The 21,998-nt window shown below is 72.2% G+C and carries 15 protein-coding genes; all 15 read right to left on the bottom strand.

Annotated elements, in window-relative coordinates; genetic code table 11:
• Positions 1-16: 16 nt before the first annotated feature.
• Positions 17-709, bottom strand: coding sequence for a type VI secretion system-associated protein TagF (gene tagF, locus LDO26_RS06600; RefSeq protein ID WP_232130283.1), 693 nt, complete (start codon positions 707-709; stop codon positions 17-19).
• Positions 706-4,236 carry a type VI secretion system membrane subunit TssM gene (tssM, locus tag LDO26_RS06595; RefSeq protein WP_232130282.1) on the bottom strand — a complete coding sequence of 1,177 codons (3,531 nt, stop codon included), beginning with the start codon at positions 4,234-4,236 and terminating at the stop codon, positions 706-708. The genes tagF and tssM overlap by 4 nt, the downstream gene beginning before the upstream one ends.
• Before the next feature lie 3 nt (positions 4,237-4,239).
• Positions 4,240-5,538 carry a type IVB secretion system protein IcmH/DotU gene (gene icmH / locus LDO26_RS06590; protein WP_232130281.1) on the bottom strand — a complete coding sequence of 433 codons (1,299 nt, stop codon included), beginning with the start codon at positions 5,536-5,538 and terminating at the stop codon, positions 4,240-4,242.
• A gap of 4 nt (positions 5,539-5,542) precedes the next feature.
• The gene (gene tssK, locus LDO26_RS06585; protein WP_232130280.1) at positions 5,543-6,880 is read right to left on the bottom strand and encodes a type VI secretion system baseplate subunit TssK; all 1,338 of its coding nucleotides are present in this window, start codon (positions 6,878-6,880) and stop codon (positions 5,543-5,545) included.
• 141 nt (positions 6,881-7,021) lie between these two features.
• Positions 7,022-8,365 carry a type VI secretion system-associated FHA domain protein TagH gene (tagH, locus tag LDO26_RS06580; RefSeq protein WP_232130279.1) on the bottom strand — a complete coding sequence of 448 codons (1,344 nt, stop codon included), beginning with the start codon at positions 8,363-8,365 and terminating at the stop codon, positions 7,022-7,024.
• Positions 8,362-8,931 carry a DUF6931 family protein gene (locus LDO26_RS06575; RefSeq protein WP_435594046.1) on the bottom strand — a complete coding sequence of 190 codons (570 nt, stop codon included), beginning with the start codon at positions 8,929-8,931 and terminating at the stop codon, positions 8,362-8,364. Before LDO26_RS06575 ends, tagH begins: the two co-directional genes overlap by 4 nt.
• 8 nt (positions 8,932-8,939) lie before the next feature.
• Positions 8,940-10,976: a type VI secretion system Vgr family protein gene (locus tag LDO26_RS06570; protein WP_232130278.1), complete on the bottom strand. Its 2,037-nt coding sequence runs from the start codon at positions 10,974-10,976 to the stop codon at positions 8,940-8,942.
• A gap of 15 nt (positions 10,977-10,991) precedes the next feature.
• Entirely contained in the window at positions 10,992-12,305 is a 1,314-nt protein-coding gene (locus tag LDO26_RS06565; protein WP_232130311.1) for a tetratricopeptide repeat protein, read from the bottom strand.
• A 56-nt stretch (positions 12,306-12,361) separates the two neighbouring features.
• Entirely contained in the window at positions 12,362-12,658 is a 297-nt protein-coding gene (locus LDO26_RS06560) for a PAAR domain-containing protein (protein WP_232130277.1), read from the bottom strand.
• Between the two features lie 159 nt (positions 12,659-12,817).
• Positions 12,818-15,358, bottom strand: a complete 2,541-nt coding sequence (locus LDO26_RS06555; protein ID WP_232130276.1) for a serine/threonine-protein kinase — start codon at positions 15,356-15,358, stop codon at positions 12,818-12,820.
• Complete coding sequence (locus tag LDO26_RS06550; RefSeq protein ID WP_232130275.1) at positions 15,355-15,912, bottom strand: ECF-type sigma factor; 558 nt, start codon at positions 15,910-15,912, stop codon at positions 15,355-15,357. The genes LDO26_RS06555 and LDO26_RS06550 overlap by 4 nt, the downstream gene beginning before the upstream one ends.
• A gap of 71 nt (positions 15,913-15,983) precedes the next feature.
• Positions 15,984-16,646, bottom strand: a complete 663-nt coding sequence (locus tag LDO26_RS06545; RefSeq protein ID WP_232130274.1) for an ECF-type sigma factor — start codon at positions 16,644-16,646, stop codon at positions 15,984-15,986.
• A gap of 114 nt (positions 16,647-16,760) precedes the next feature.
• A complete protein-coding gene (locus tag LDO26_RS06540; protein WP_232130273.1) occupies positions 16,761-19,619 on the bottom strand; it encodes a serine/threonine-protein kinase in 2,859 nt (952 codons plus the stop codon).
• Positions 19,620-19,683: 64 nt separating this feature from the next.
• Complete coding sequence (locus LDO26_RS06535; RefSeq protein ID WP_232130272.1) at positions 19,684-20,814, bottom strand: PI-PLC domain-containing protein; 1,131 nt, start codon at positions 20,812-20,814, stop codon at positions 19,684-19,686.
• A gap of 525 nt (positions 20,815-21,339) precedes the next feature.
• On the bottom strand, positions 21,340-21,921 hold the full coding sequence (locus LDO26_RS06530; protein WP_232130271.1) for a hypothetical protein: 582 nt from the start codon (positions 21,919-21,921) through the stop codon (positions 21,340-21,342).
• Between the last annotated feature and the right edge of the window lie 77 nt (positions 21,922-21,998).

The following is a 21,998-nucleotide window of genomic DNA, read 5'->3' as shown; positions in this document are numbered from 1 at the left end:
CGCGCGACGGCCCGCATCACGCCGCACCCGCCTGCGCCTGGGCGCCGAGCAGCGCCGCGAACACGCGCGCGTCCGGCAGCCCGCGGCCGACCCACAGGCCGCCGGGATGGCCGCGATCGCCGTGCTGCCACCACAGCGTGCAGCCGGACGCGGCGAGCCGGTGCCACAATGCCGAGGGCAGGCGCTGGTCCTGCCCGTGCATCGGCAGCCAGTAGTCGCGCCGGCTGCCGTCGAAGCCGGGCGGCGGCGACGGCACCGTGGGTTCCTGCGGATCGGGCGGCAGCGCCAGCGCGGCGATCGCCGCATCGAAACGGGCGGCATCGACGCCCCGGTCGCGCTGGGCCGCTGCCGCGACGTCCACGACCAGATCGAACCAGCGGCCGCCGTCGTCGAGCACGCCGGGCGTCGCGGTCCCCTTGGGCAGGCTGGCCGCGACGACCATCGGGAAGCAGCGGCCCACGCGATCGCAACCGGGCAGCATCGCCCCGGCCCAGGCCGCGGCGCCGGCGACACCCGGCGACAGCAGGAAGCGCCACGCCGGCGCGTGCTGCCAGGCCTGGCTCCAGCCGGCGCCGAGCAGGTCGCGGGCGCCGGCCACCGCATGCGAGAACGCGCGGTCCCACGCGTCGACGAACGCCGGCGGCAGGCGGCGCTGCACGAAATCGCCGGCGCCGGGCAGCTTGCCGAAGTAGCCGGGCGCGGCGCTCATGCGAGTTCTCCGCAGCGGAACGCCTGCACGGTGTCGTCGAGGAACGGATTGCGCAGGCTGGCCGCGTGCACGGGCAGTTCCACCGTGCCGCCGCCGAGCGACCAGCGCGCGGTGAAGTCGGTTTCCGAGGCGCGCGACAGCGACTCGGCCTGCAGCAGCCGGAACAGCGCCCAGTCGCCCTGCCGCGTGATGCGCGCCAGCCGCGTGCCGGCGACGTCGTAGACGGTGATCGACGCCTGCCCCGGCGTCGGTCCGGGCCAGGTCATCGGCATGGCGCCATCCTCGCCGACCGACGACGCGAACTGCTGGCCGTCGATGTCGATCTCGACCCGCGCCACCTGTCCGCCCAGCGTCGCCTGACGCAGCGTGAAGCGGACTTCCGGCAGCGCGCCACCGCGGAAGTACGCGCGGCGGATGCGGTCGGCAGCCTGCATGCGGGCAGGCAGGCCGGGCGGCCCGACGGCGAGCCCGGGCTCGTCGCGCCATCGCCAGGTCGCGGCGCTGGTGTCGATGCGCGACGCCAGCGATTCGCGGAACAGCCGGTCGAAGCGGCCGCCCTGGCCGAACAGTTCGCCGAAATCCTGCAGCGGGATCTCGGCCTCCGCTGCCAGGTCGAAGGGATAGCGGTCGCGCACGAAATCGGCGCAATCGCGTCCGATCGCCTCGCGCGCCTGCCCGGCCAGCGCCGCGCGCTGGCCGTCGGCCAGCAGGTCGGCGCTGCCGCCCGCCAGCGGCGACAGCCAGCCGTCGAGCGGCGGCGGCAGCTGCGACACGACCTGGCGCGCGAGCAGCAGTTGCGGCGGCGGGCCCGCGCCTGCGGCACCACCGGCCGGCAGCGTCAGCAGCGCCTTGCCGAGCTCGTCGACGGCAAGCAGCGCACGGTCGAGCGGCGTACTGCCGGCGGCGCCCTCGGTCAGCTGGTTGAGTGCCGCGAAGTGCGCCTCGATCGCCTGACCCGGCGCCGGCGCGGCGGCGTCGTCCTGGTCGCCGAGTACCGTCTGCAGCGCAAGGTTGCGCACGGCGGCAGCGTCCATCGCCTGACCGGCGGCTTCGCCCGCCGCCGCGCCGGCCGCGGCAAGCACCCCGGCCGCGCCTTCGGCGACGGGCATGCGCTGCATGTCGCTGGTATGGCTGCGCACCAGGTCGAGCAGCAGCCGCAGCGGCGAGCCGGGCGCCGCGACCTGCGCGGCCAGCAGGCTGGCCTGCTGCAGGTCGGTGGCCGGCACCAGTTCGAGATCGGCGAGCAATGCGTCCCACGTGCGCAGGTAGTCCTGTTCGTACAGGGCGGCGACCTGGCGTACCGTGCGTGCGCGCGACAGCGCGTCGGCGGCATCGACGCCGAGCACCCAGTCGTCGGCGAGGAAGCGGTCGACCTCGTCCTCGATGCCGCCGCCCACCTGCTCGGCGAACACCGGCTGGGTGTACAGCGCCGGCCATGGTGCCGACAGCGGCGCGCCGCTGCGTCGCCGGAACACGTCGCCGCGCAGGCCCAGCGCGCGATCGAGCCGGGCGTCGTCGTCGCTGCGCGCTTCCAGGCCGAGCCGGAGGCTGCTGTAGACCAGCGCCGACAGGTCGGCGGCGCGCAGCGTCGTCCGCGCCTGGGCCACGCGCGCCTCGTCGAGCGGCAGCGCGCGCAGTTCGCCCGGCTGCGCCAGCAGCGCGTCGAAATGCGACGACAGCGCGGCCTGCAGGACCGGATCGCGCGGAAACAGGCGCCGCCACTCGATCGCCGCCAGCGCCGACAGCTCGGCGGCGTCGGCGCGGCGCGGCTGGCCCAGCATCAGGTAGCCCTTGAGGTAGTAGTACAGCGCCTGCAGGTCGCCGGCGTTGTCCGCCAGCCCGCGCCGGAACTGCGTGCCGAGGCCGGGCAGCAGCGCGGCGTTGAGTTCGCGCAGGTAGGCGTCGCGCACCTGACCGCCGACCGCGCCGCCCTGGTACAGGCCCGCGCGCATCGACCAGGGCACGTCGCCGTCGTGCGCGGCCGCCGCGGACACCACCGGGCGCAGCGCCTCGAGCCGCTGCAGGGCCAGCGCGAAGTACTGCGGCGGCGTCGCCGCGCCGGAAAGCTCGGCGACCGCGGGCCGGGCATCGAGCGCCGCCTGCACGTCGGCCAGGTAGCGCGCGTTGCGCGCGTGGCTGACGGTCATCGCCGCCAGCAGTCCGACCGTGCAGACCACGGTCGCGGCCATCGCCAGCGCCGCGCCGGTGCGGCGCCGCGCGCCGCCGGCGAGCCCGGCGGCGAAACCGGATTCGGCGAACACGACGTCGCGCAGCAGGCGCTCGACGAAGAACGTGCGCCGCTGCAGCCCGGGCGCATGCACCCGCGTCGCGTCCACGCCGAAGGTGCGCGCCACCGCACCCATCATGCGGTCGATCGGGGTGCCTTCCTGCGTGCCCGAGGTCAGGTACACGCCGCGCAGCAGCGGCGCCGCGCCGTAGGCGCTGCCGGCGAACACGGCCTCGGTGAAGTCGCGCGCGATGTCGCCGAAGGCGGCGAACTGCTGCGGAAACGACAGGATCGCCGCGCGCCGGGTCCGGTCGCGCTCGTTGTGCAGACGCTCGACCAGGCGCGCGTCGAGGCGTTCGAGCAGCCCGTTGAACGCCTGCGCGAAGCCGCGCGCCGCACTGCCGTCGAGCGTCCTGGCCGCGGGGAAGGTCGTGCCCCAGACCTGCGCCCGCTGCGCGGGATCGAGGTCGTCGAAGAACTCGCCGAAGCCCGCGACCAGGTCGCACTTGGTGAACACCAGGTACACGGGCACGCGCACCTTGAGCTGCTCGTGCAGTTCGTCGAGCCGGCGCCGCACCGCCTGCGCGTGCGCATCGCGTTCGCACTCGTCGAGCAGCAGCAGGTCGGACATGCTCATCGTCACCAGCACGCCATCGACCGGCCGTTCGCGACGGAACCGCCGCAGCAGCCGCAGGAAACCGCTCCAGCCGCCGGCGTCGGCCGCGGCGTCGGAATCCTGCGTGGTGTAGCGGCCGGCGGTGTCGAGGAACACCGCTTCGCCGGTGAACCACCAGTCGCAGTTGCGGGTACCGCCGACGCCGCGCAGCGCCTCCTTGCCGAACCGCCCGGCGAGCGGGAATTCCAGGCCGGAGTTGCGCACCAGCGTGCTCTTGCCCGAGCCCGGCGGGCCGATCACCACGTACCACGGCAACGCGTAGAGGCTGCGGCGGCCGCCGCGCCGGCGCAGCAGCTTGACCGCCTCGCGGAAGCGCGATTCGAGCTGCGCGCGCTCGGCGGCGTTGGCCGCGTCGCGGTCGTCGTCGCCGGCGGCGGAACCGGCGATCGCTTCGCCCATGGCCCGGCTGCGCGCCCGCTGGCGCAGCACCGCGGCCACCAGCACGATCGCCCACGCCAGCAGCAGCACGAGCATCGCCACCAGCCGCGACGACGGCGAGGCCAGCGGCTGGCGGCCGGCGACGGCGATCCACGGCCCGCCGACCCACACCAGCGCGCACAGCACCAGCACGCCGACCAGCGACAGACACCACCCGGATTTCAGCAGTTGCAGCAGCTTGCGCATGGCTCAGTCCCCGGGCTGGTAGAGGATCTCGACGCGGCGGTTGCGCGCGCGGTTCTCCGGCCGCGACGCCGGCTGCGCGACCGGTTGCGATGCGCCGGCGCCGACCACCTCCAGGCGGCCGGCGTCGCTCAGCGACGTGGCCAGCACGTCGGCGACCGCCTGCGCGCGCGCAGTCGAGAGCGCGTAGTTGTCCTTGAAGCGCAGCGAGCGCAGCGGCTGGTCGTCGGTGTGGCCGACCACGAGCACCCGGCCCGGCAGCCGTTCCAGCGCGCTGCCGACGCGGCCGACCAGCGCATGCGCATCGCCGCCGAGCACGTCGCCGCCGGAGTCGAACATCGTGCCGGCCGCCAGCCGCACCCGGGCCTGGCCGTCGTCGCGCTGGTCGATCTCCAGCAGCCCGGCGCGGGCTTCGTTCGCCAGCAGTTGCGCGAGCGTCTGCGCCGGCGGCGGACGCGGCAGGTCGCCGGGCGGCGCGACGGCCGCCAGTCCGATGCGCGCGGTCTCGGCGCCGATCGGCGCGGCCAGTTCGTTGAGCCGCGCATGGAACCAGGCGAACGCACCCAGCAGCACGCAACCGGCGATGCCCAGCACCAGCCGCGGCGCGAGGCGCCGGGCCAGCGGATCGCCGCGCTGCTCCACGCCGCGCCAGTGCGGGGACAGGCCGTCGGGCAGCGGGCCGCGCTGGGCGCGGATGCGGCGCTGCAGGTCGTCCTGGATGTCGGCCAGCCGGGCGCGGCCGCCGGCCTCGATCTGGAAGCGCCCGGAGAAACCGAGCGCCAGGCAGGCGTACATCAGTTCCAGCAGGTCGATGTGCCGCGGCACGTCCTGCAACAGCTGGTCGAGCAACTGGAAGAAGCGCGCGCCGCCGTAGGATTCGCCATGGAAGGTCACCAGCAACGTGCGGCTGGCCCAGCCGCTGCGCTCGCCCCATGGCGAATTGAGCACGGCCTCGTCGAGCGTCGCGCACAGCACGTAACGCGCCGCGACGATGGTCTGCTGCGGCACGCCCGCTTCGGCCAGCCGCGCCTCGAAGCGGCGCACCTGCGCCTGCACCTGGGCGCGCAGCGCCTCGGCGTCGCCGGCGCTGCTGCTGTGGCGCAGCTGCACCGCCAGCAGCAGCAGCGGACTGGCGGCGTGCAGCAGCGGATTGCGGCCGTGGCCGAGGAAGGCGCTGATCTCCTCGGACGACGGCGGCACCGGCGGCAGCAGGCTGTCGGCCAGGTGTGGCGGCGGCGCGGCCGGCTGGCGCGGACGCACGATCGTGGCGTCGGCGTGCAGGTCCTGCGGCGGATAGGTGCTCATGCGCTCATCCCCTGATCGCCCACAGCTGCAGCTCGAGGCCCGGCGTGTCGTTGCCGAAATGCAACGCGACCCCGCCGGCGCCACGCAGTTCGCGCCACAGCGGCGCCTGGCGGTCGAGTTCGAAGTAGACGTGGCCGGCGTGATAGGGGATCTGCCGCGGCGCGACCGGCATCGGCGCCAGGCCCACGCCCGGCAGCTGCAGGTTCACGAGGTCGCGGATCTTCTCGACCGGCCCGATCTTGGCCACGGCCGGCAGTTGCCGGCGCAGCGCCTCGGCCGGCTGGTCGGCGCGCGCGGCCAGGACGAAGGCCGCGTTGTCGAACAGCGTGGCGTCGCCGGCGACCGCGACCCAGACGCCGTACTTGCGCTGCTGGATCGGGATCGCGACCGCAGTCTGTTCGAGTACCGCGCTGAGGCTGCCGCGCAGCGACGCGACGACCGGCTCGAACGCGGCGCGCTGGTCCTCGTGTCGGTACGGCGGAAATGCCGGCGGCCGCTTGCCGGGCGCGGTGAACGTCGCCAGTTCGCCGGCCAGCGACGCCAGCGCGCGGAACAGCGCTTCGGGATGCGGCGTCGCGGCCTCGGCCCAGTGCGCGACCAGCGGCTGCCAGCGGTTGACCGCCTGCAGCAGCAGGAAGTCGGCGATCTCGGCGGCGCCGCCGCGGTCGGTCGCCGCGACGCGTCCGGCCAGCGCCTCGCCACGCTGGTGCAGCAGGCCGAGCAGTTCGACCAGGAACGTCGCCAACCGCGGCGCGGCGCGCGTATCGAGCGTGGTCGGGATGAAGGCATCGTCGAGCACCACGCGGTTGTCGGCGCGACACTCGACCACGCGGACCAGCGGCATGCACACCAGGCCCTCGGACGGCCGCGAATCGGGCAGCAGGCGCGTCGCCAGGCCGCCGACCTCGAGCACCACGCTGCCTTCGACGCTGCCCGAGACGTCCACCGCCTCGGTCTCGCGCACGTGGAAGCGCACCAGGCGGTCGGCCGGCGCGTCGGGCCAGGCGCTGTCGGGCCGCGCGGCCGAGCGCAGCGGCAGGGTCAGGTGCACCACCACGTCCCGGCACCCGGCGTCGACCTCGAACGGCGGCGGCAGCGGATCGTCGTCTGGCATGGAGAACGGCGTGCCGTCCGGGAACACGCCACGCGCGCGCCGCAGGCCGATCCTGCCGACCGCGAGCAGGTCCGGCTCGAGCTCCAGCTCGGTGAAGCCCCAGCCCTGCCCGCGCAGGCTGCCGGCGCGCAGCTCGATGCAGCGCTCGAGATAGCGCTCGTGCTGCTGCATGTGCTGCGGGCGCAGGAACAGGCCTTCGCTCCAGACGATCTTGTTGTTCTGCGTCATGCTCCCCGCCCGTCGCGTCGGCCACGCGGGCAGCGGACGCGTCCGCGTCCCGCCCGGCCGTTTGAGGTCGCCGTGGCCGCCGGAGGCGCCAGGCTGCGGTGAGTCTGGCCGCCGGGCCGCGGAGCGGCCCGACATTTCGTCTCAGCGGCCCGGCGCGCGCCGGCGCGCGCTCTTCAGCCGCGCGAGCTGGGCCTCGTAGGCGCGTGCGAACTCGTCGCCGAACAGCATCCGGAACGCGGTGTCCGGGTCCTTCGCCGCCCGTGCGAAGTCGTCGCGATAGCGTTCCCAGTAACGGCCCTTGCCGGCGAACGCGCGGCGTCCGCCGGCGTCGACCTCGCGTTCCAGCCGCTCGGGGCTGAAGTGGGCGAGCAGCGATTCGAACGCGGCGCGCATGCCGGCGAGCATCGCCATCTGATGGCAGCGGATGTCGTCGAAGGCATCGTCGAACGCCGCCGCGCCGCCGAGGAACGCGCTGTCGCGCTCGAACAGCCGGCGCATCGCCTCCTCGGGCGTGGCGGCGAACTTCAGCGGATTGTTCTCGCTGCGCTGGATGATCGTCACCGGCAGCCGGAAGGTGTTCTTGATCTCGGCGCGCGCGCGCAGCGTTTCCATGACGCCGTCGACCACGATGCGCAGGATCGACTCGACGTCGTCGGACATCGGTGCCCGCGCCTGCCCGGCGGCGGGCGGTGCGGGCACGGCGGCCGGGGCGTGGAAGTCGCCGCGCGTCAGGTCCCACTCTTCCGGCAGCGTCGCGGCTGCCGCGGCGGGTGGCGGCCGGTAGTGGCCGGCGGTCGCCGGTGCATGGTTCCAGTGGTCGCCCGCGGCCGATGCCGGTGCGGGCGGCGGGTCGAACAGCTGCAGCGGGTCGAGCCCCGGAAGTGGCGCGGGACCGCCGAGGCCGGCCAGCAGTGCATCGAGGTCGCCGTCGCCGGATGCGGGCGCCGATGCGGCCATCGGCATCTCGGGGGCGGGCGGGACCGGAGGCGCCGGCGCGACCGGGCCGAGGCCGAAGTCCCAGTCGTCGTCGTCGCGCCCGAGATGCGCGGGCGCGGCGGGTGCGGGCGGCGGCGAGGCCTGCGCCGGCATTGCCGCGGCGGGCACGACGATCGTGCGGTCGCCGTCGGCGGGATCGTCCGCATGCGCCTCGGGCGTCCGCGTCGACGCGGCGTCGGCGATCCGCACCGCGAGCTCGAAGCTGTCCATCTGCAGGCGGTCGCCGTCGTCGAGCGTGACCGGCTCGCCGCGCGACAGCGGCGCACCGTTGCGCAGCATGCCGTTGGTGCTGCGGTCCTCGAGAAAGTACAGGCCGTGCACGTAGCGCACGACCGCATGCACGCGCGAGATGCCCGGCGCGGCCAGCATCCAGTCGCAGTCGTCGGCGCGACCGATGCTGCCCCCGGCCGCGGGAAACACGTGCGAGGCACGGACGCCGGACGGCGGTTGCGCGCCGACGATGGTCAGGGTCAGGGTGCGTTCGCTCATGGGATCCTCGTGGGCGCGGGCCGGCCCGGTTCGCCGGCGTGCTCGCCCAGCAGCACCAGCGCACGTTGCGCGAACGCGGCGCGGCGCTGGTCGAGGCGATCGGGCTCGATCGCGGCCAGCAGGTTGATCGCGGCGGTCGCCGCGCGTGCGGTCAGGAACGCCGGCGGCGGCACCGGCGTCTCCTGGGCGGCGGGTGCGAGGCTGCCGCCGGACCAGCCGGCCGCGGCCGCGAGCCAGCCGCCGAGCGTGCGATAGCCGTCGGCGCCGGCGAACTCGTAGGCGATGCGGCGGTTGTGCTCGGACGGGTCACGGACCCATTGCTCGGCGAGCGCGGCGCCGGCGCGGTCGTCGCCGCCGAGCGGCTCGCCGCGCGCGCACTGGCACAGCCAGGCCACCACGTAGCGTTTCGGCAGCAGCCGCGCCAGCAGCTGCAGCGCCGGCTGCAGGCGGCCGGCATCGAGCAGGATCCGTACCGCATCCTGTGCCGAGGCGCCCGCCGGCAGCAGCGCCCGGGCGTCGTCGTCGATCGCCATCTCCACGCAGGCCGTGCGCACCGGATCGTCCATCGCCCGCCTCATCCGATCTTGATCAGCGGCGCGGACATCTGCGCCAGGCCCTGGCCCTGCAGCGTCAGCACCGGTGCCTTGACCGTGGCGGTCGCGCCGCCCTCGGCGGTCAGCATCGCGTCCGACTTGAGGGTCATCGTCGCGCCCGCCTTGACCTCCATTGTCGCGCCGGCCTTGATGCCGACCTGCACCCCGCCCTCGGCCTTGATCGACTGCTGGCCGTCGATGGTGATGTTGATGCCCTTGATCCGGATGTCGCCATTGCTCTTCATGACGATGCTCGACTGGCCGGTCACCAGCTCGATCTCGGCGCCGGCGTCGAGCTTGAACTTCCTGCCGATCGTGGTCGTGCCGTTGGCCTTGACGTCGAGGGTGTCGTCGTTGCCGACCTCGTGCCTGCGGTCGTTGCCGACCTTGCCGGTCTGGTCGTGCTTCACCTCGATCGATTCGTCGTGCTCGACCAGCAGGTGGCGGTCGTTCTCGACTTCCTCGCGCAGGTCCTTCTGGGCATGCACGAACAGTTCCTCGCTGCCCTGCTTGTCCTCGAAGCGGATCTCGTTGAAGTCCTCGGCGCCGCCGTTCTCGCTGCGGCTGCGGATGCCGCTGCAGGTCTTGCCGGCCGGCAGCGGATACGGCGGCGCATGGTCTGCGTTGTAGACACTGCCCACGATCAGCGGCCGGTCCGGATCGCCCTCGAGGAAACTGACGACGACCTCCTGGCCGACCCGCGGGATGTGGACCATGCCCCACTGCTTGCCGGCCCACGGCGAGGCCACGCGCACCGGGCAGGACTGCACCTGGTCGCGCTCGGCTGCCTTGGCGCTCGCGGACCAGTGGAACTTCACGTGGACCCGCCCGTGCTGGTCGACGACGATCGCCTCGTCGTCGCCGCCACCACCCGCGTCGCACACGGTCGCCGTCTGCAGGCCGGCGATCACGGGTCGTTCCGCGGTCTGCGGGCTGCGGAACGGCAGGCGGCTGTCGATCGCCTCGAACGTGCAGGCCCAGGGAGCATCGTCGTCGCCGCCCGATGCCGGATCCGGCGCGCGCAGCGCGAACGTGGCGCCGGTCAGCAGGTACTCGCGGTCCCAGGCCCCGCCGGGCGTCCCGTCCAGCCGCAGCAGCGCGCCGGCGGCGATGCCGTATGCATCGCTGCGTCCGGAGAAGCGGGCACGGGCCGCAGTGCGGGCCTCGATCACCACCTGCGCCAGGCGCCGGTGGTCGGCGGGCGAGTCGCCGCCGCCCGGGAAGTCGAACAGGTCCAGCGCATCGATGCCGTGCAACGGCAGGCCCGGCGCCGCGTCGCCGCGCCCCTCCAGCGAGGCGCGCGGCGTGAGCGGGTCGAAATCGGTGAGCCTGGCGGACGTCTCGTGCACCGCGGTCGAGGGCCGCCAGTCGGCGACGCCGCTGGCCGCGCGCGCACCGGACAGGCCCGAGGCCAGCCACGGCAGCGACGCCGCCCCCTTGGCGGACGCATGCGCGCCGATGCCGTCGGCGAGGACCAGCGTGTGCCGGCGGTCCTCGTGTTCGAACCAGTAGTACAGGCCTTCCTGCTCCATCAGCCGGCTGATGAAGGCGAAGTCGTCCTCGCGATACTGCACGCAGGTCTCGCGCACCGGATAGGTCGCCGTGATGCTGGTGCGCACGTCGGAGTAGCCGATGCCGTCGAGCACCGCACGCACGATCGACACCACGTCCCGGTTGGCGAACACGCGGCTGTGGCGGCGCCGGGTCAGCAGCCAGGGCCGCGGCGCGAGCACGATCTCGTAGATCGCGTGGCGCAGGTCGTCGACCACGGTGAAGCCGCTCTGCGCCGCTTCGACCGCGATGCCGTGGAACCAGCGCTCGAAACCATCGGGCATGTGCATGTGCACGGACATCGGCGTGCCGAGCATCGCCACGAGGTCGAGGTTCGGGTCGCTGGACAGCGCGCGCAGCCGGAATTCGAACAGGCCGCCCAACCGCTCGCTGCCGTCCATCGACGAGAATCGCAATGCGTCGCCGAGGTCGGAGCGCAGGATGAAGTTGCCCGGGTCGCGCGCCATGCGGAGGCCCGTGGATCAGCCGTCGCCGCGACGCGCGACGGCCACCCAGCCGTGCACCGGATGGCCGTTTTCGTTGCGCAGGTCGCGTGGCTCGATGCGCACGTCGCCGAATCCGGCGGCGACGAGCGCCGTCCTCACGTGCGCGCGGGTATGCCGGTAGCGGCCGCTGGGTCCGAGCTCGGTGCCGTCGCCCGCCGCCGCGCCGCGATCGAGCGCCTCGACCGAGAACCCGAACCAGCCGCCCGCGCGCAGGGCCGCGTGCGCGGCGGCGCAGACCCGCTGCAGGTCCCCGAAGTAGACCAGCGTGTCGGCCGAGGCCACGACGTCGAACGCATCCGGGTGCGCCTCGAGATGCGCGGTCAGTTCGCCCTCGACGAGCGCGTCGTAGCCGCCGCGGCGCCGCGCGCGCGCCAGCATGCCCGGCGACAGGTCGACGCCGTCCAGGCGCCGCGCCCACGGCCGCAGCAGCGCCGCGCACAGCCCGGTGCCGCAGCCGGCATCGAGGATGTCGAGACCGCGCCGGCCGTCGAGCGCGGCGCCGAGCGCCCCGGCCAGCAACTGCGGCGCACGGTAGTCGAGGTGCTGCAGCAGCTGCTCGTCGAAGCTGCCGGCGAAACTGTCGAACAGCGAACGGATGTAGGCGTCGCCCGCGCGCGCGGGCACGTCCGCGCCGCCGCAGGCGGCCAGCATGTGCCGGGCCAGCGGCGACTCCGGATCGCGCTGCAGCCAGTCGCGATAGACTTGGCGGGCCGCGTCGTGCTCGCCGAGCATGTAGAGCACGTTGCCCAGCGCCGCCAGCGCGCGCAGGTTGTCCGGATCCAGTTCCCAGGCGCGCCGCAGGCAGGCGGCGGCCTGCCGGCCATGCTCGACCTCGCGGGCGTGGTTGCGCAGGAACAGGCCGAGCAGGTGGTAGCCGTGCGCGTAGGACGGGGCGACGGTCAGCAGCAGGCCGTAGGCGCGGAAGGCGTCGTCGAGCCGGCCCTGCATCTCCAGCGCGACCGCCAGATTGCCCACCGCGGTGAAGTGGCCGGGCTGGAAGGTCAGCGCACGGCGGTAGCAGGCCTCGGCCGCGACCGCGTCGCCGCGCTCCTTGTGGATGTTGCCCAGGTTGTTGTGGATGTCGGCGTGGCGCGGCGCGCGGGCCAGCGCGCGGGCGATCAGCGCGATCGCCGCCTCGCTGTCGCCGGCCTGGTGGCGCAGCACGCCCAGGAAGTGCAGCGCATCCGGCTGGCCGGGATCGAGCGCGAGCACCCGCTCGTAGTGCGCGCGCGCGGTCGCGGCGTCCCCGTCGCGATGCGCCGCCACCGCCGCCTGCAGCAGCGTGTCCAGTGCGTCGGCCGTGCAGGGAACCGGCGTGTCCCGTGTCGCCCGCGCGCGGACCGCGCTCACGCGCCGCCCCCGTAGAGCACGGTCGGCAACCCGGCGACGATGACGCCGCCATGCGCGGTCATGTCGGTGATGCGCGCGGCCGGCTGGCCCGCGATCAGGATCGTCGGCACGCCGGTGACGATGCTGTCGGGCGGCCCGACGCAGGTGCACAGGTCGCCAAGCCGTGCGGCCGGCAGGTTGCCGACCAGCACGGCCGGCGCGCCGGGCGCGAGGATGGGACCACCGACGTGCGGCACCACGCCGGTCACCATCGGGCAGGCATGCATGTCGGTCAGGCGTGCGGCGGGCAGCATGGAGACGACTCCTCGGCAGACCGCGCGATGGTCGGACAGCGACGACGAGGCGACCCGACGATCCGTCTCAGAGGTTGAGCGCAAATCGAACGCCGCAACAAAACCGTCGCCGGGCGTTCGGCGGCGGTCGCAGCAGGCGGGCGAATTACGCTCAGCCTCTCAGCGTATGCCGATGTCCGCGAGCAGTGCCTCGACCGTCTTGCGGTCGAACGGCGTCGGGGTTCCGTTATCGACAAGGGCCAGCATCGCCTCGGCGTGGCCGCGTGCCTCGCCACGCAAACCGGCCTCGTGCAGCGTGGCGGCGAGACCAAAGCGGCTGCGCAGCGTGTCGCGATGGGTCGGCCCCAGGACCTCGTGGCGACGCGCGTGGATCGAACGCTGGTGCACCAGCGCCGCGTCCACCTGCCCCAGGCGCCGCATCGCGTTGGTCATGAGCTGTTCGCTGCGCAACGTCTGCGGATGCGCCGGGCCCAGCGACTGCCGCCGCCCCTGCCACGCTGCGCGTGCGGCCTCCAGTGCCTCGGCGTCGCGATCGAGGCTCAACAGACTGGAAGCCAGATTGGAGAGCGCCGCGAGGGTGTCGGGATGCGCATGGCCCTGGACGCGGCGGCGGATATCCAGCAGCTCGCGGTCCATCGCCAGCATGCGCTCATGCTCGCCCAGCCCGCCCACCGCGTTCGACAGCCCGCCACGCGCCGCGAGCGTGAGCGGGTGTTCGGGCCCAAGCAGCGCCTGGCGCCCTGCGACCACCTGCGCGAACTGGTCGTGTGCCGCCTGGTCGTTTCCGGCCATCGACAAACTGATCGCGAACTGGCTGCGAAGAGCGAGCACTTCGATATCCTGGGTGCCGCGCCTGCGGACCATGCCGTCCAGCAGTCCACTCTGCAGCGCGATCGCCGCATCGAGCCGGCTCTGGCCCGTCAGCACCACGCCACGCGTGGCCGTCAATGCATCAAGACCGTCGACGGCGGCACCCGCCCCCGCGTCGGCAAGCGCACGATCGATCAGCGCCAACGCATCGTCATAGCGTGCCTGGCGCTCAACCGCCCGTGCCTGCAGGTCCAGCGCGCGCAGCGTATCTTCCGCGCCCGGCCCGAGCGCGCGGCGTCGCAATGTCGCCACGCGCTCGGCCAGCGTCTCGGCCTCGGCGTAGAGGCCCTGACTGAAATAGAGGCTGGCGATGGACATGCCCAGCGCGGCCTCGACCACCGGCTGGTCGGCGAACTCTGCGCGCAGCGCGGCCTCGGCAGGGGCGAGGATCCGGCTGTGGACGACGCCGCGCGCGATCCCGGGCGCATCGAATCCTTCGGTGAGCCGGTCGAACGTGGTGCCCGCGGCCGGGCCACCGTGGGCCAGGGCATGCGCACGCATGTCATCGACCATCCGCAGGCCCATGATCGCCGGGTCGAGATCGTCGAGCATGCGTTGCTGGAAGCCGACCGCCGCGGCCAGCTCGTCCTGGCGCGCCTCCGCCTGCCGGCGCTGCGCCTCGGCCTCGGCCAGTCCCTGCAGGGCCACGACCAGGCCACCCACCAACGCGAGCAGCATCGCCGATCCGGCGAGCGTGGCAACGCGGTTGCGGCGCAGCAGCTTGCGCGTCGCCAGCCACCGGTCGCCGGCGGCTGCGCGGGGCGGACGATGTCCGAGCCATCGCTGGAGGTCGAGGGCGAGCGCGGAAACCGAGTCGTAGCGCTCGATCCGCAGCGGCTGCATCGCCTTGCGAGCGATCGCGTCGATGCCATCTCGCAGTTCGCGCCCCAGCCGTGCCGGACGCGCGCCGCGCAACCCGGACAGGACCTGCCTGTCGGCGGCCGGGCGCGAATCCAGCACCGTCGACGGTGCCAGCGGCGGTGCGCCGGCAACAGGCTCGGCGCGACAGCCGCAGGCCAGCTCGTAAAGCATCGCACCGAGCGAATACACGTCGCTGCGGGCATCGGCGTCGCCATCGCCGAGGGTCTGCTCGGGGCTTGCGTAGCCGGGGGTCCCGGCACTGACCGCGTCACCCTGCACGGCGGCTTCTGCGGCGATGCCGAAATCGATCAGCTTGGGCACCGCCCGGCCATCGACCTCGCCCACCAGCACGTTGCCCGGCTTGAGATCGCGATGCAGCACGCCCTTCTGGTGTGCGTGCTGCACACCCTCGCAGACCTGCACGAACAGCGCCACGCGATCGCGCAGCGACAGCCGCTGGCGGTCGCACCACTGGGTGATCGGTAGGCCGTCGATGTACTCCATCACCAGGTAGTGATGGCCGTCGGTATCGCGTCCGGCATCGTGGATCTCGGCGATCGCCGGATGGCGCATGCGCGCCAACGCGCGACACTCCAGCTCGAACAGCGTCGCCCGGGTCGCGTCCACCAGACCGGAGGCGACCAGCTTGATCGCCACCGCGCGCTCGTAGGCGCCGTCCGCGCGATGCCCCAGGTACACCCGCCCCATGCCGCCCGCGCCGACCAGCCGATCGATCGCCCAGGGGCCGAGTCGATGGCCCGCGGCGAGCTCCGGTGCCGCGGTGCCGCGCAGCGGCGCCTGCAGCATGCGCGTCGCATCCTGGTCGGCGGCGATCATCGCCAGCAGGTCGCGCAGCAGGGTCGGATCGTCGCCCGCCACCGCGTATGCGTAGGCTTCGCGCTCCGCGGGCGGCTGCGTGGTCGCCTCGTGGAACAGCGCTTCGAGCCGTTTCCAGGTCGCGTCGCTCATGCATTCAGCCTCGACGCCACCCAGCTTCGGGCGAAACGCAGATCGCGCTCGAGCGTCGCCACCGACACCTCGAGCATCGCCGCGCACTCGGCGACGCTGAAGCCCGCCAGTTCGTTGAGCGCGAACGCCTGGGCCTTGCGCGGATCCACCTCCGACAGGCGATCGAAGGCCTGCGCGATCAGCTGCATGTCCTCGGGACGCGGCGACGGGTCGACCAGGCTCACGGTCAGTGTCGCGCGCGCGCCGTCCCGCTTCTGGCTCGCACGCATCCGTGCCATGTCGATCAGCAGCTGGCGCATCTGCAGGGCGGCGGTCGCGTAGAAATGCGCGCGCGATGCGAACGGATGGCTGCGCGCGGACAGCCGGATCCAGGCCTCGCTGAGCAGTTCGGTCGGCTGCAGGTCCACGTGCCCCTCGCCATGCAGGCGGCGCACCGCGATGTCGCGCAACTCGCGGTACACCAGGCCTGCCACCAGATCGGCGGCGGCGCGGTCTCCCTGCTGCCAGCCTTGCAGCAGACGCGTGATCGGCTCGATGCCGCTTGCCCCGTGCACCTGTCCTGCCTCCCGCTCCAGCAAACCGTTTACCGTAGGTCGCGACCGGCGCCACGACCCGACATTGCGTCTCAGCGATCCGCATGTGGCGACCTATCGCCACCGGCCCTGTTGTCCCTCCCGCGATCCGCCGCCACGTCCTCGGCCGGACCCAGTTCGCGCTTGAGCCAGGCACGCGCGATCCGCCACTCGCGCTGCACGGTCGCCACCGACAGGCCCAGCAGGGTCGCGATCTCGGCCTCCCCCAGTCCGACGAAGAATTTCAGCTCGACGATGCGTGCCTGGCGCGGGTCGACCGTCTCGAGCTGGTCCAGGACCCGGCCGAGCTCCTCCGGTTCCGCGCCGCCGGCCAGGGAATCGACGATCTCGGTCAGCGCGATCCGATCCTCGGCTGCCGGCCGCTTGGCCGCCTTGCGGCGCCGCGCGGCATCGATCAGCACCTGGCGCATGGCCCGCGCGGCCATGCCGAGCAGGTGGCGGCGGTCCTCGATGCGCGGCGTCGCCCCGCTGCCGAACAGGCGCAGGAAGCTCTCGCTGACCAGTTCGGTCGCGCTGAGCGTACGCGGCTGGAACTCCCCCGACAGCTGCTGGCGCGCAAGCTGGCGCAGCGCGGCGTACATCTGCTGCATGACCCGGTCCATCGCCGCGGCGTCGCCGGCAAGCGCGCTCTGCAGCCAGACCGTGACCTCGTCGCGGGATGCCGGTACCCCATCCCCTGCCGTCGTACATGCCATCTGCCTGCCTCCGCGTCCCCCGCCGCCGGCGCGAGTATCGCAGCGCCAGGTACAGGCGACCGCGGATCCCTTCACAGTTCCGTCCCGGCTACGCGGCGGCAGGACGCGTGCAGGCTATTTGTGCCGTCCTTCCAGCGCCAGCAGCGCGGATTCGCGGATATCCGCCTGCGAGGTGTTGAGCCCCGCGGTGTCCTGCGCGATCACCGGGTCAAGGAAACGGCTGCGGATGTCGGCCATCGCCTCGCGATCGTCCAGCGCATGCAGCACGACCTGCAGCCGCGCCGCACTTTCGGTGGTGTGCGCATCGAACACCCCGCCCGCGGCCGCACGCAGTTCCAGCGCACGCGCGTGCGCCTCGCGCGCTTCGTGCAGGCGGCCGGCCCGGTAGTGTCCGCGCCCGATGACATCCCAGCAGGCGGAGATCAGCCGGTGCCCCGGCACCACTGCCTCGAACTGCTCCAGCGCAAGCCGGCCATTGCGCACGGCCTCATCGGGGGCATCGGCATCCGCCTGCAGGCTGCCCAGGCGCATCCGCGCGAAGATCGTATCGAAATGTGTCGGACCCAGCGTACGCTGCCGGGCCAGCATGACCTCGCGCTGCAACGCGATCGCCTGGCGGCTCTTGCTCAGCAGTCGCTGTTTGCCCAGCAACCGGACCAGCTCGACCTGGCTGTCCAGGGTCTGCGGATGCGTCGGCCCGAGCACCCGCACCTGGCGCGCCAGGAGATCGCGCATGAAGATCTCGGCCTCCGAGAACGCGGGTTCGGCCCGGGCCAGGCGGACCCGGTTGGCACCCTCCAGCGCAAGCGCGCGCAGCGTGTCGGGGTGATCCTGGCCCAGGCGTTGCGCGCGCTGCGCTGCGACCGCCCGGGCCTGGGCCTTCGATGCCTCGTACTCGTTGAGGGTGTTGGTGAGGTCGGCCAGGGTCAGGCGGGCGGCCAGGGTGGAGGGCGCATCCGCGCCGAACCGATGCTCGTAATGAGGCAGCAATGCCTCCATCAGCACCTTCGCCTCGGAACGCCGGCCCAGCCGGATCAGGGTCTGTACCTCGTCGCGGCGCAGTTCCAGCAGTTCCGGGGCCTCCGCCGGCAGCGTACCGGACCATTGCGCCACCAGCGCCTGCTGGATCGCCAGCGCCTCACCAAGCTGGCCGCGCGCCGCCCGCACCCGCGCGTCGCCGCTGGCGATCGCCAGACGCAGGGGATTGTCGGCAGCCAGGGCATCGTTCGCTTCGCGCGCCACGGCGTAGCTGTGCGCCGCATCGCGCAGGCGGCCCAGCCTGTACTGCGCGTAGCCGAGGTCGACCAGCACCGCGGCGATTCGCGGGTCGCCGTCCGGCAGTGCGCTGCGGCGTTTTTGCAGCACCCGCTGCAACTCCTCGACCGCAGACTCGAATTGCCCGATGCCCAGCAGCACCCGCGCCATCGAATGGCGCATGTCCGCCGCCAGCAGCGGCGCATCGGCGAAGTCCTCCTCCACCCGGTCCAGGGCGTGGGTCACCACATACCGGTCCAGCGCTTCGCGCGCGATGTCGGTCGCCGGCACGCGCGCGAACGCGGCTTCGAGCTGCGTATCGACATCGCCTTGGGCGATGCCTTCGCGCAGGGCGCTCTGCACAGCCTGCCTTTGCGCCTCCGACACCGCGTGCCCCATGGCGTCGATATCCACGCTCTCGAGCATTTCCTGCTGGAACACGGTGATCCGCTCGAGCTGCTGCTGCCGTTGTTCGGCAAGGTGCTGCTGCGTCCGTGCCTGCGACAGCGACGACAACGACGTCGCGATGCCCGCGGTCAGGACCAGCACGATCGCGGTGATCGCCGCCAGTGGCCAGCGGTTGCGCTCGACGAAACGGCGGGCGCGATAGCCCGCATGGTGGCGCCGCGCCTCGACCGGGCGTCTGGCCAAGAAGCGGCGCACGTCCGTACCCAGCGCCGCGACCGTGGCATAGCGCTCCTCGGCCGACGGCCGCATCGCCTTCGCCACGATCGCGTCGATGTCCGCCGGCACCTGCTCGGTGACGCCCGCGCCGCGTGGCTGGCGGCTGGGCGGCAGCACCTCGCCGGCCACGATCGCGCGCGAAACGTCGAACGAGGACGCGTGCTGGCCGAACGGCTGCTGCCCGCAGGCCAGCTGATACAGCACGACCCCCAGCGAATAGATGTCGGTGGCGACCGACAGCGGGCGCAGCGTGATCTGTTCCGGGCTGGCGTAGGCGATGGTCAGCGCCTGCTGGCCGAACTCGGTGGGGTCGGCCGGCGCGCCATCCTGCGGTTCCAGCAGCCGCGCGATGCCGAAATCGAGCAGCTTGGTCTCGCCGTCCGCGGTCACCAGGATATTGCCCGGCTTGAGGTCGCGGTGGATCACCAGGTGCCGGTGCGCGTACTCCACCGCCGCGCACACCTGCAGGAACAGGTCCAGCCGGCGCCGCAGGTCGGGCGCGTGCTCGCGGCACCAGCGGTCGATGTGCTCGCCCTCGACGTACTCGATCGCGAGGAAGGGCTGACCGTCGGACAGCAGGCCGCCGTCGACCAGCCGCGCGATGCCGGGATGCTCCAGCCGCGCCAGCAGCGCGCGCTCGCGCTGGAAGCGTTCGAGCAGGACCCGGGAATCCCCGCTCGCGCGGCGCAGCAGCTTCAGCGCCACACGCTGCACGAACCCGTCCTGCAGGCGCTCGGCCAGGTAGACCACGCCCATGCCGCCATGGCCGATGCAGCGCAGCAGACGGTAGTCGCGCGCGGCCTGGGCGGAGAACTGCTCACCCGACAGCTCGCGCGGTACCTCCGGTTCCCAGCGCGGCGCATGCAGCGTGGTCTCGGAGGCGATCGCGTCGCGCATCCAGGCGACCTCGGCCAGCAGCGCCGCATCGCCCGCACACTCGCGCGCGATGAAGTCCGCGCGCTCCTCGGGCGGGAGCCCATCGGCGGCCGAGACGATCTCCTTCGCCCGCAGGTAGCGGGCGTGCCTGTCGTCCATCATTCCCCCCACGCGCTTTGTGGAATGCCGGCGACCGCGCCGACATTTCCTCGGCGAGGTGCTGTCAGGCCGCCGAACGCCAGTCCGAATAGGCCCGGATCAGTCTCGCGTCGGCGGCGGTATTCAGATCATAGATGGTCTGGCACTTGTCCGGATCGGCGAAGTCGATCATCACGATGTTCGGAAAGTAGGCCTTCAGCCGCGGAATCCCGCCGTGACGCATCACCCGGATCCGGTCGCGCTCGGCCTGCAGGCGGATCGACGCCTCCAGGCCCTCCTCCCACAGCTGCTCCATGCGCCGCACGCCGGTCGCGCCCCACATCACCCGGTTGCGACTGGCGATGCTCGATATCGAACCGGTGGATGTCCAGTACATCATCCCCAGCACGTTCGGGCTGTCGTCATTGGCCTGCGCGGCCATCGCCAGCAACATCTTGCGCTGCTTCTCCTCGTTCTCGTCGATCTTCCCGGCCTTGGTCTTCCAGATGTTCAGGGGGCTGGTACCGCCCTTGCCGTAGTACTGCAGTCCCGCATAGAGCGGATCGTACGCACCGACACTGTTCTTCTCCCCGCGCAGGCTGCGGAACCCGAGGATCCCGTCCTGCGCACCCAGCGCCGCCATGTTCGGCAGCGCGCTGTCGTTGAACACGCAGACCACCTTGCCCGACAGGTCCCCAAGCGTGAGCTTGCCGAACTCCTTGCCGATGGGTTTGTAGATGGCGTCGCCAAGTCGCTGCACGCACTCGTCGGCGATCAGCGCGTAGTTGGTGCACTTGTCGAACTTGAAGATCAGGAACTCGCCGCTGAAAGTGACGAAGTGCCTGGCTTGGTCCAGCATCTCCGACAGGCCAAGGCCGAACTCGCCGGTGATCTTCGCGTGGGTGACGACCTGCTGCTGGGCATTGCGCGGCACCGCCAGGGTGCCCACCTTCTTGCCGCCCGGGCTGCCGTGATAGCCGACGTGCCTGGGGCCGCCCGGGGTCGCCTGCGCGATGATCCGCAGATCGAACAGCCGCACACCGGCACGCGCCTGGTCGGCGATGTCCAGCGACTGGGTCTGCGCACACGACGAGCCCGACGTGATCGAGGCGTCGTGGGCCCCGGCGAACACGGTTTCGTACAGGCGTCGGCTCCAGCCGAGGTTCTGGTAGAGCAGCGGCATATCGGGATTCTCCATCGCGATCGAGGGCGACACGCACGCGGGCACCTTCCGGAAGGAGGACGCGGCCATGCGGAGTCGACCGGGAAACTGCGGACGTTAGGGCTTCGGCATGGTCGGCAGGCGACAGTTCGTCTCAGCAGTGCTGCGTCCCCGGCATGACGGGCCGGGTGGCGGGAGACAATGCAGAGGAACGGAGACGAGTCCACTTGCGGCTTCAATTGGTGCAGATCGGCCGCCATGGCCGGGCGCTGCGACATCGGCCGAAATGGGGCCGGCCGCATTGAGGCCAGGTCAACCTGGCACCGTTACCAGCCATTGACGAACGCCGTGCGCCACGGCCCGGGATGTGCGGATCGCGGATGCAAGGGGCGACCGCGAAAGATACCGGGGCGGGCTGCGCCACAGGAGACGATGGAGAAGGAAATCGCCGGGTTCAAATCACGCGCCGCACTTGATTATTGAGACCGCCCAATGACCTAACCAGGCTGGCTCTGGTGGGCCGTTGCAGCGCCATCGTCCACACACACAAGTCGGTCCTGGGCTCCTCACGCGGTTCGTTTACAGGTTCACGAAGTGCTTCCGCAGCACATGCACGTTTTGCACGGTCAAGGACGAGCTGCGATTGTGGACCGGAACGTAGCCCCTTCCCAGGTTATCGGGCAAACCCTGCGGCGCATTCGCGTCGCCACCGACGAGCTGGCCTTGCGTTGTCTTTTTCGACTTTTTGAAGGAAATGACCGGGTCGCCACCACCGGCATGCCCGAAAAAAATGTGGTACTCACCACCCGGCTTGGCCTTGGAGTGGGATGCGACATCGAACGCCTTTGCCGCCATGTCCACGCCCAACCCGCGATTGACCCAGTCGCGAACGGCCCCGGGATCGTGGTTGCCGACATGTCCAACGATGTAAAGCTCATCGGTATCCTGTACGGCGCCGGCATACTCGATGAACTTGGCCGCGCCCTGCGCGCTGTTCTTGTTGCTTTCGATCGTAGCAAGCGTGCCGGTAGTGACGTGCCAACCCACCAGTTCAGCGGGCAGCCTGACAACCACCGCCACGCAGGTGCTGACCCTGGGAAAGACCAGGGAACCGCCATGTCCGGCCGTGTCCTCAGCAATATAGATGGCGTTCAATCTCATGCGGAACCCCAGCAGAAGCAGAGCGGAAACGTGACGCCGGCTTCGCACGCAAGACGGGTCAACGATGCCAGGTACAG

It is taken from the genome of Proluteimonas luteida (genome assembly GCF_021191695.1).
Classification (GTDB): Bacteria; Pseudomonadota; Gammaproteobacteria; order Xanthomonadales; family Xanthomonadaceae; genus Luteimonas; species Luteimonas luteida.
This window is presented reverse-complemented; position numbering and strand designations above follow the sequence as displayed.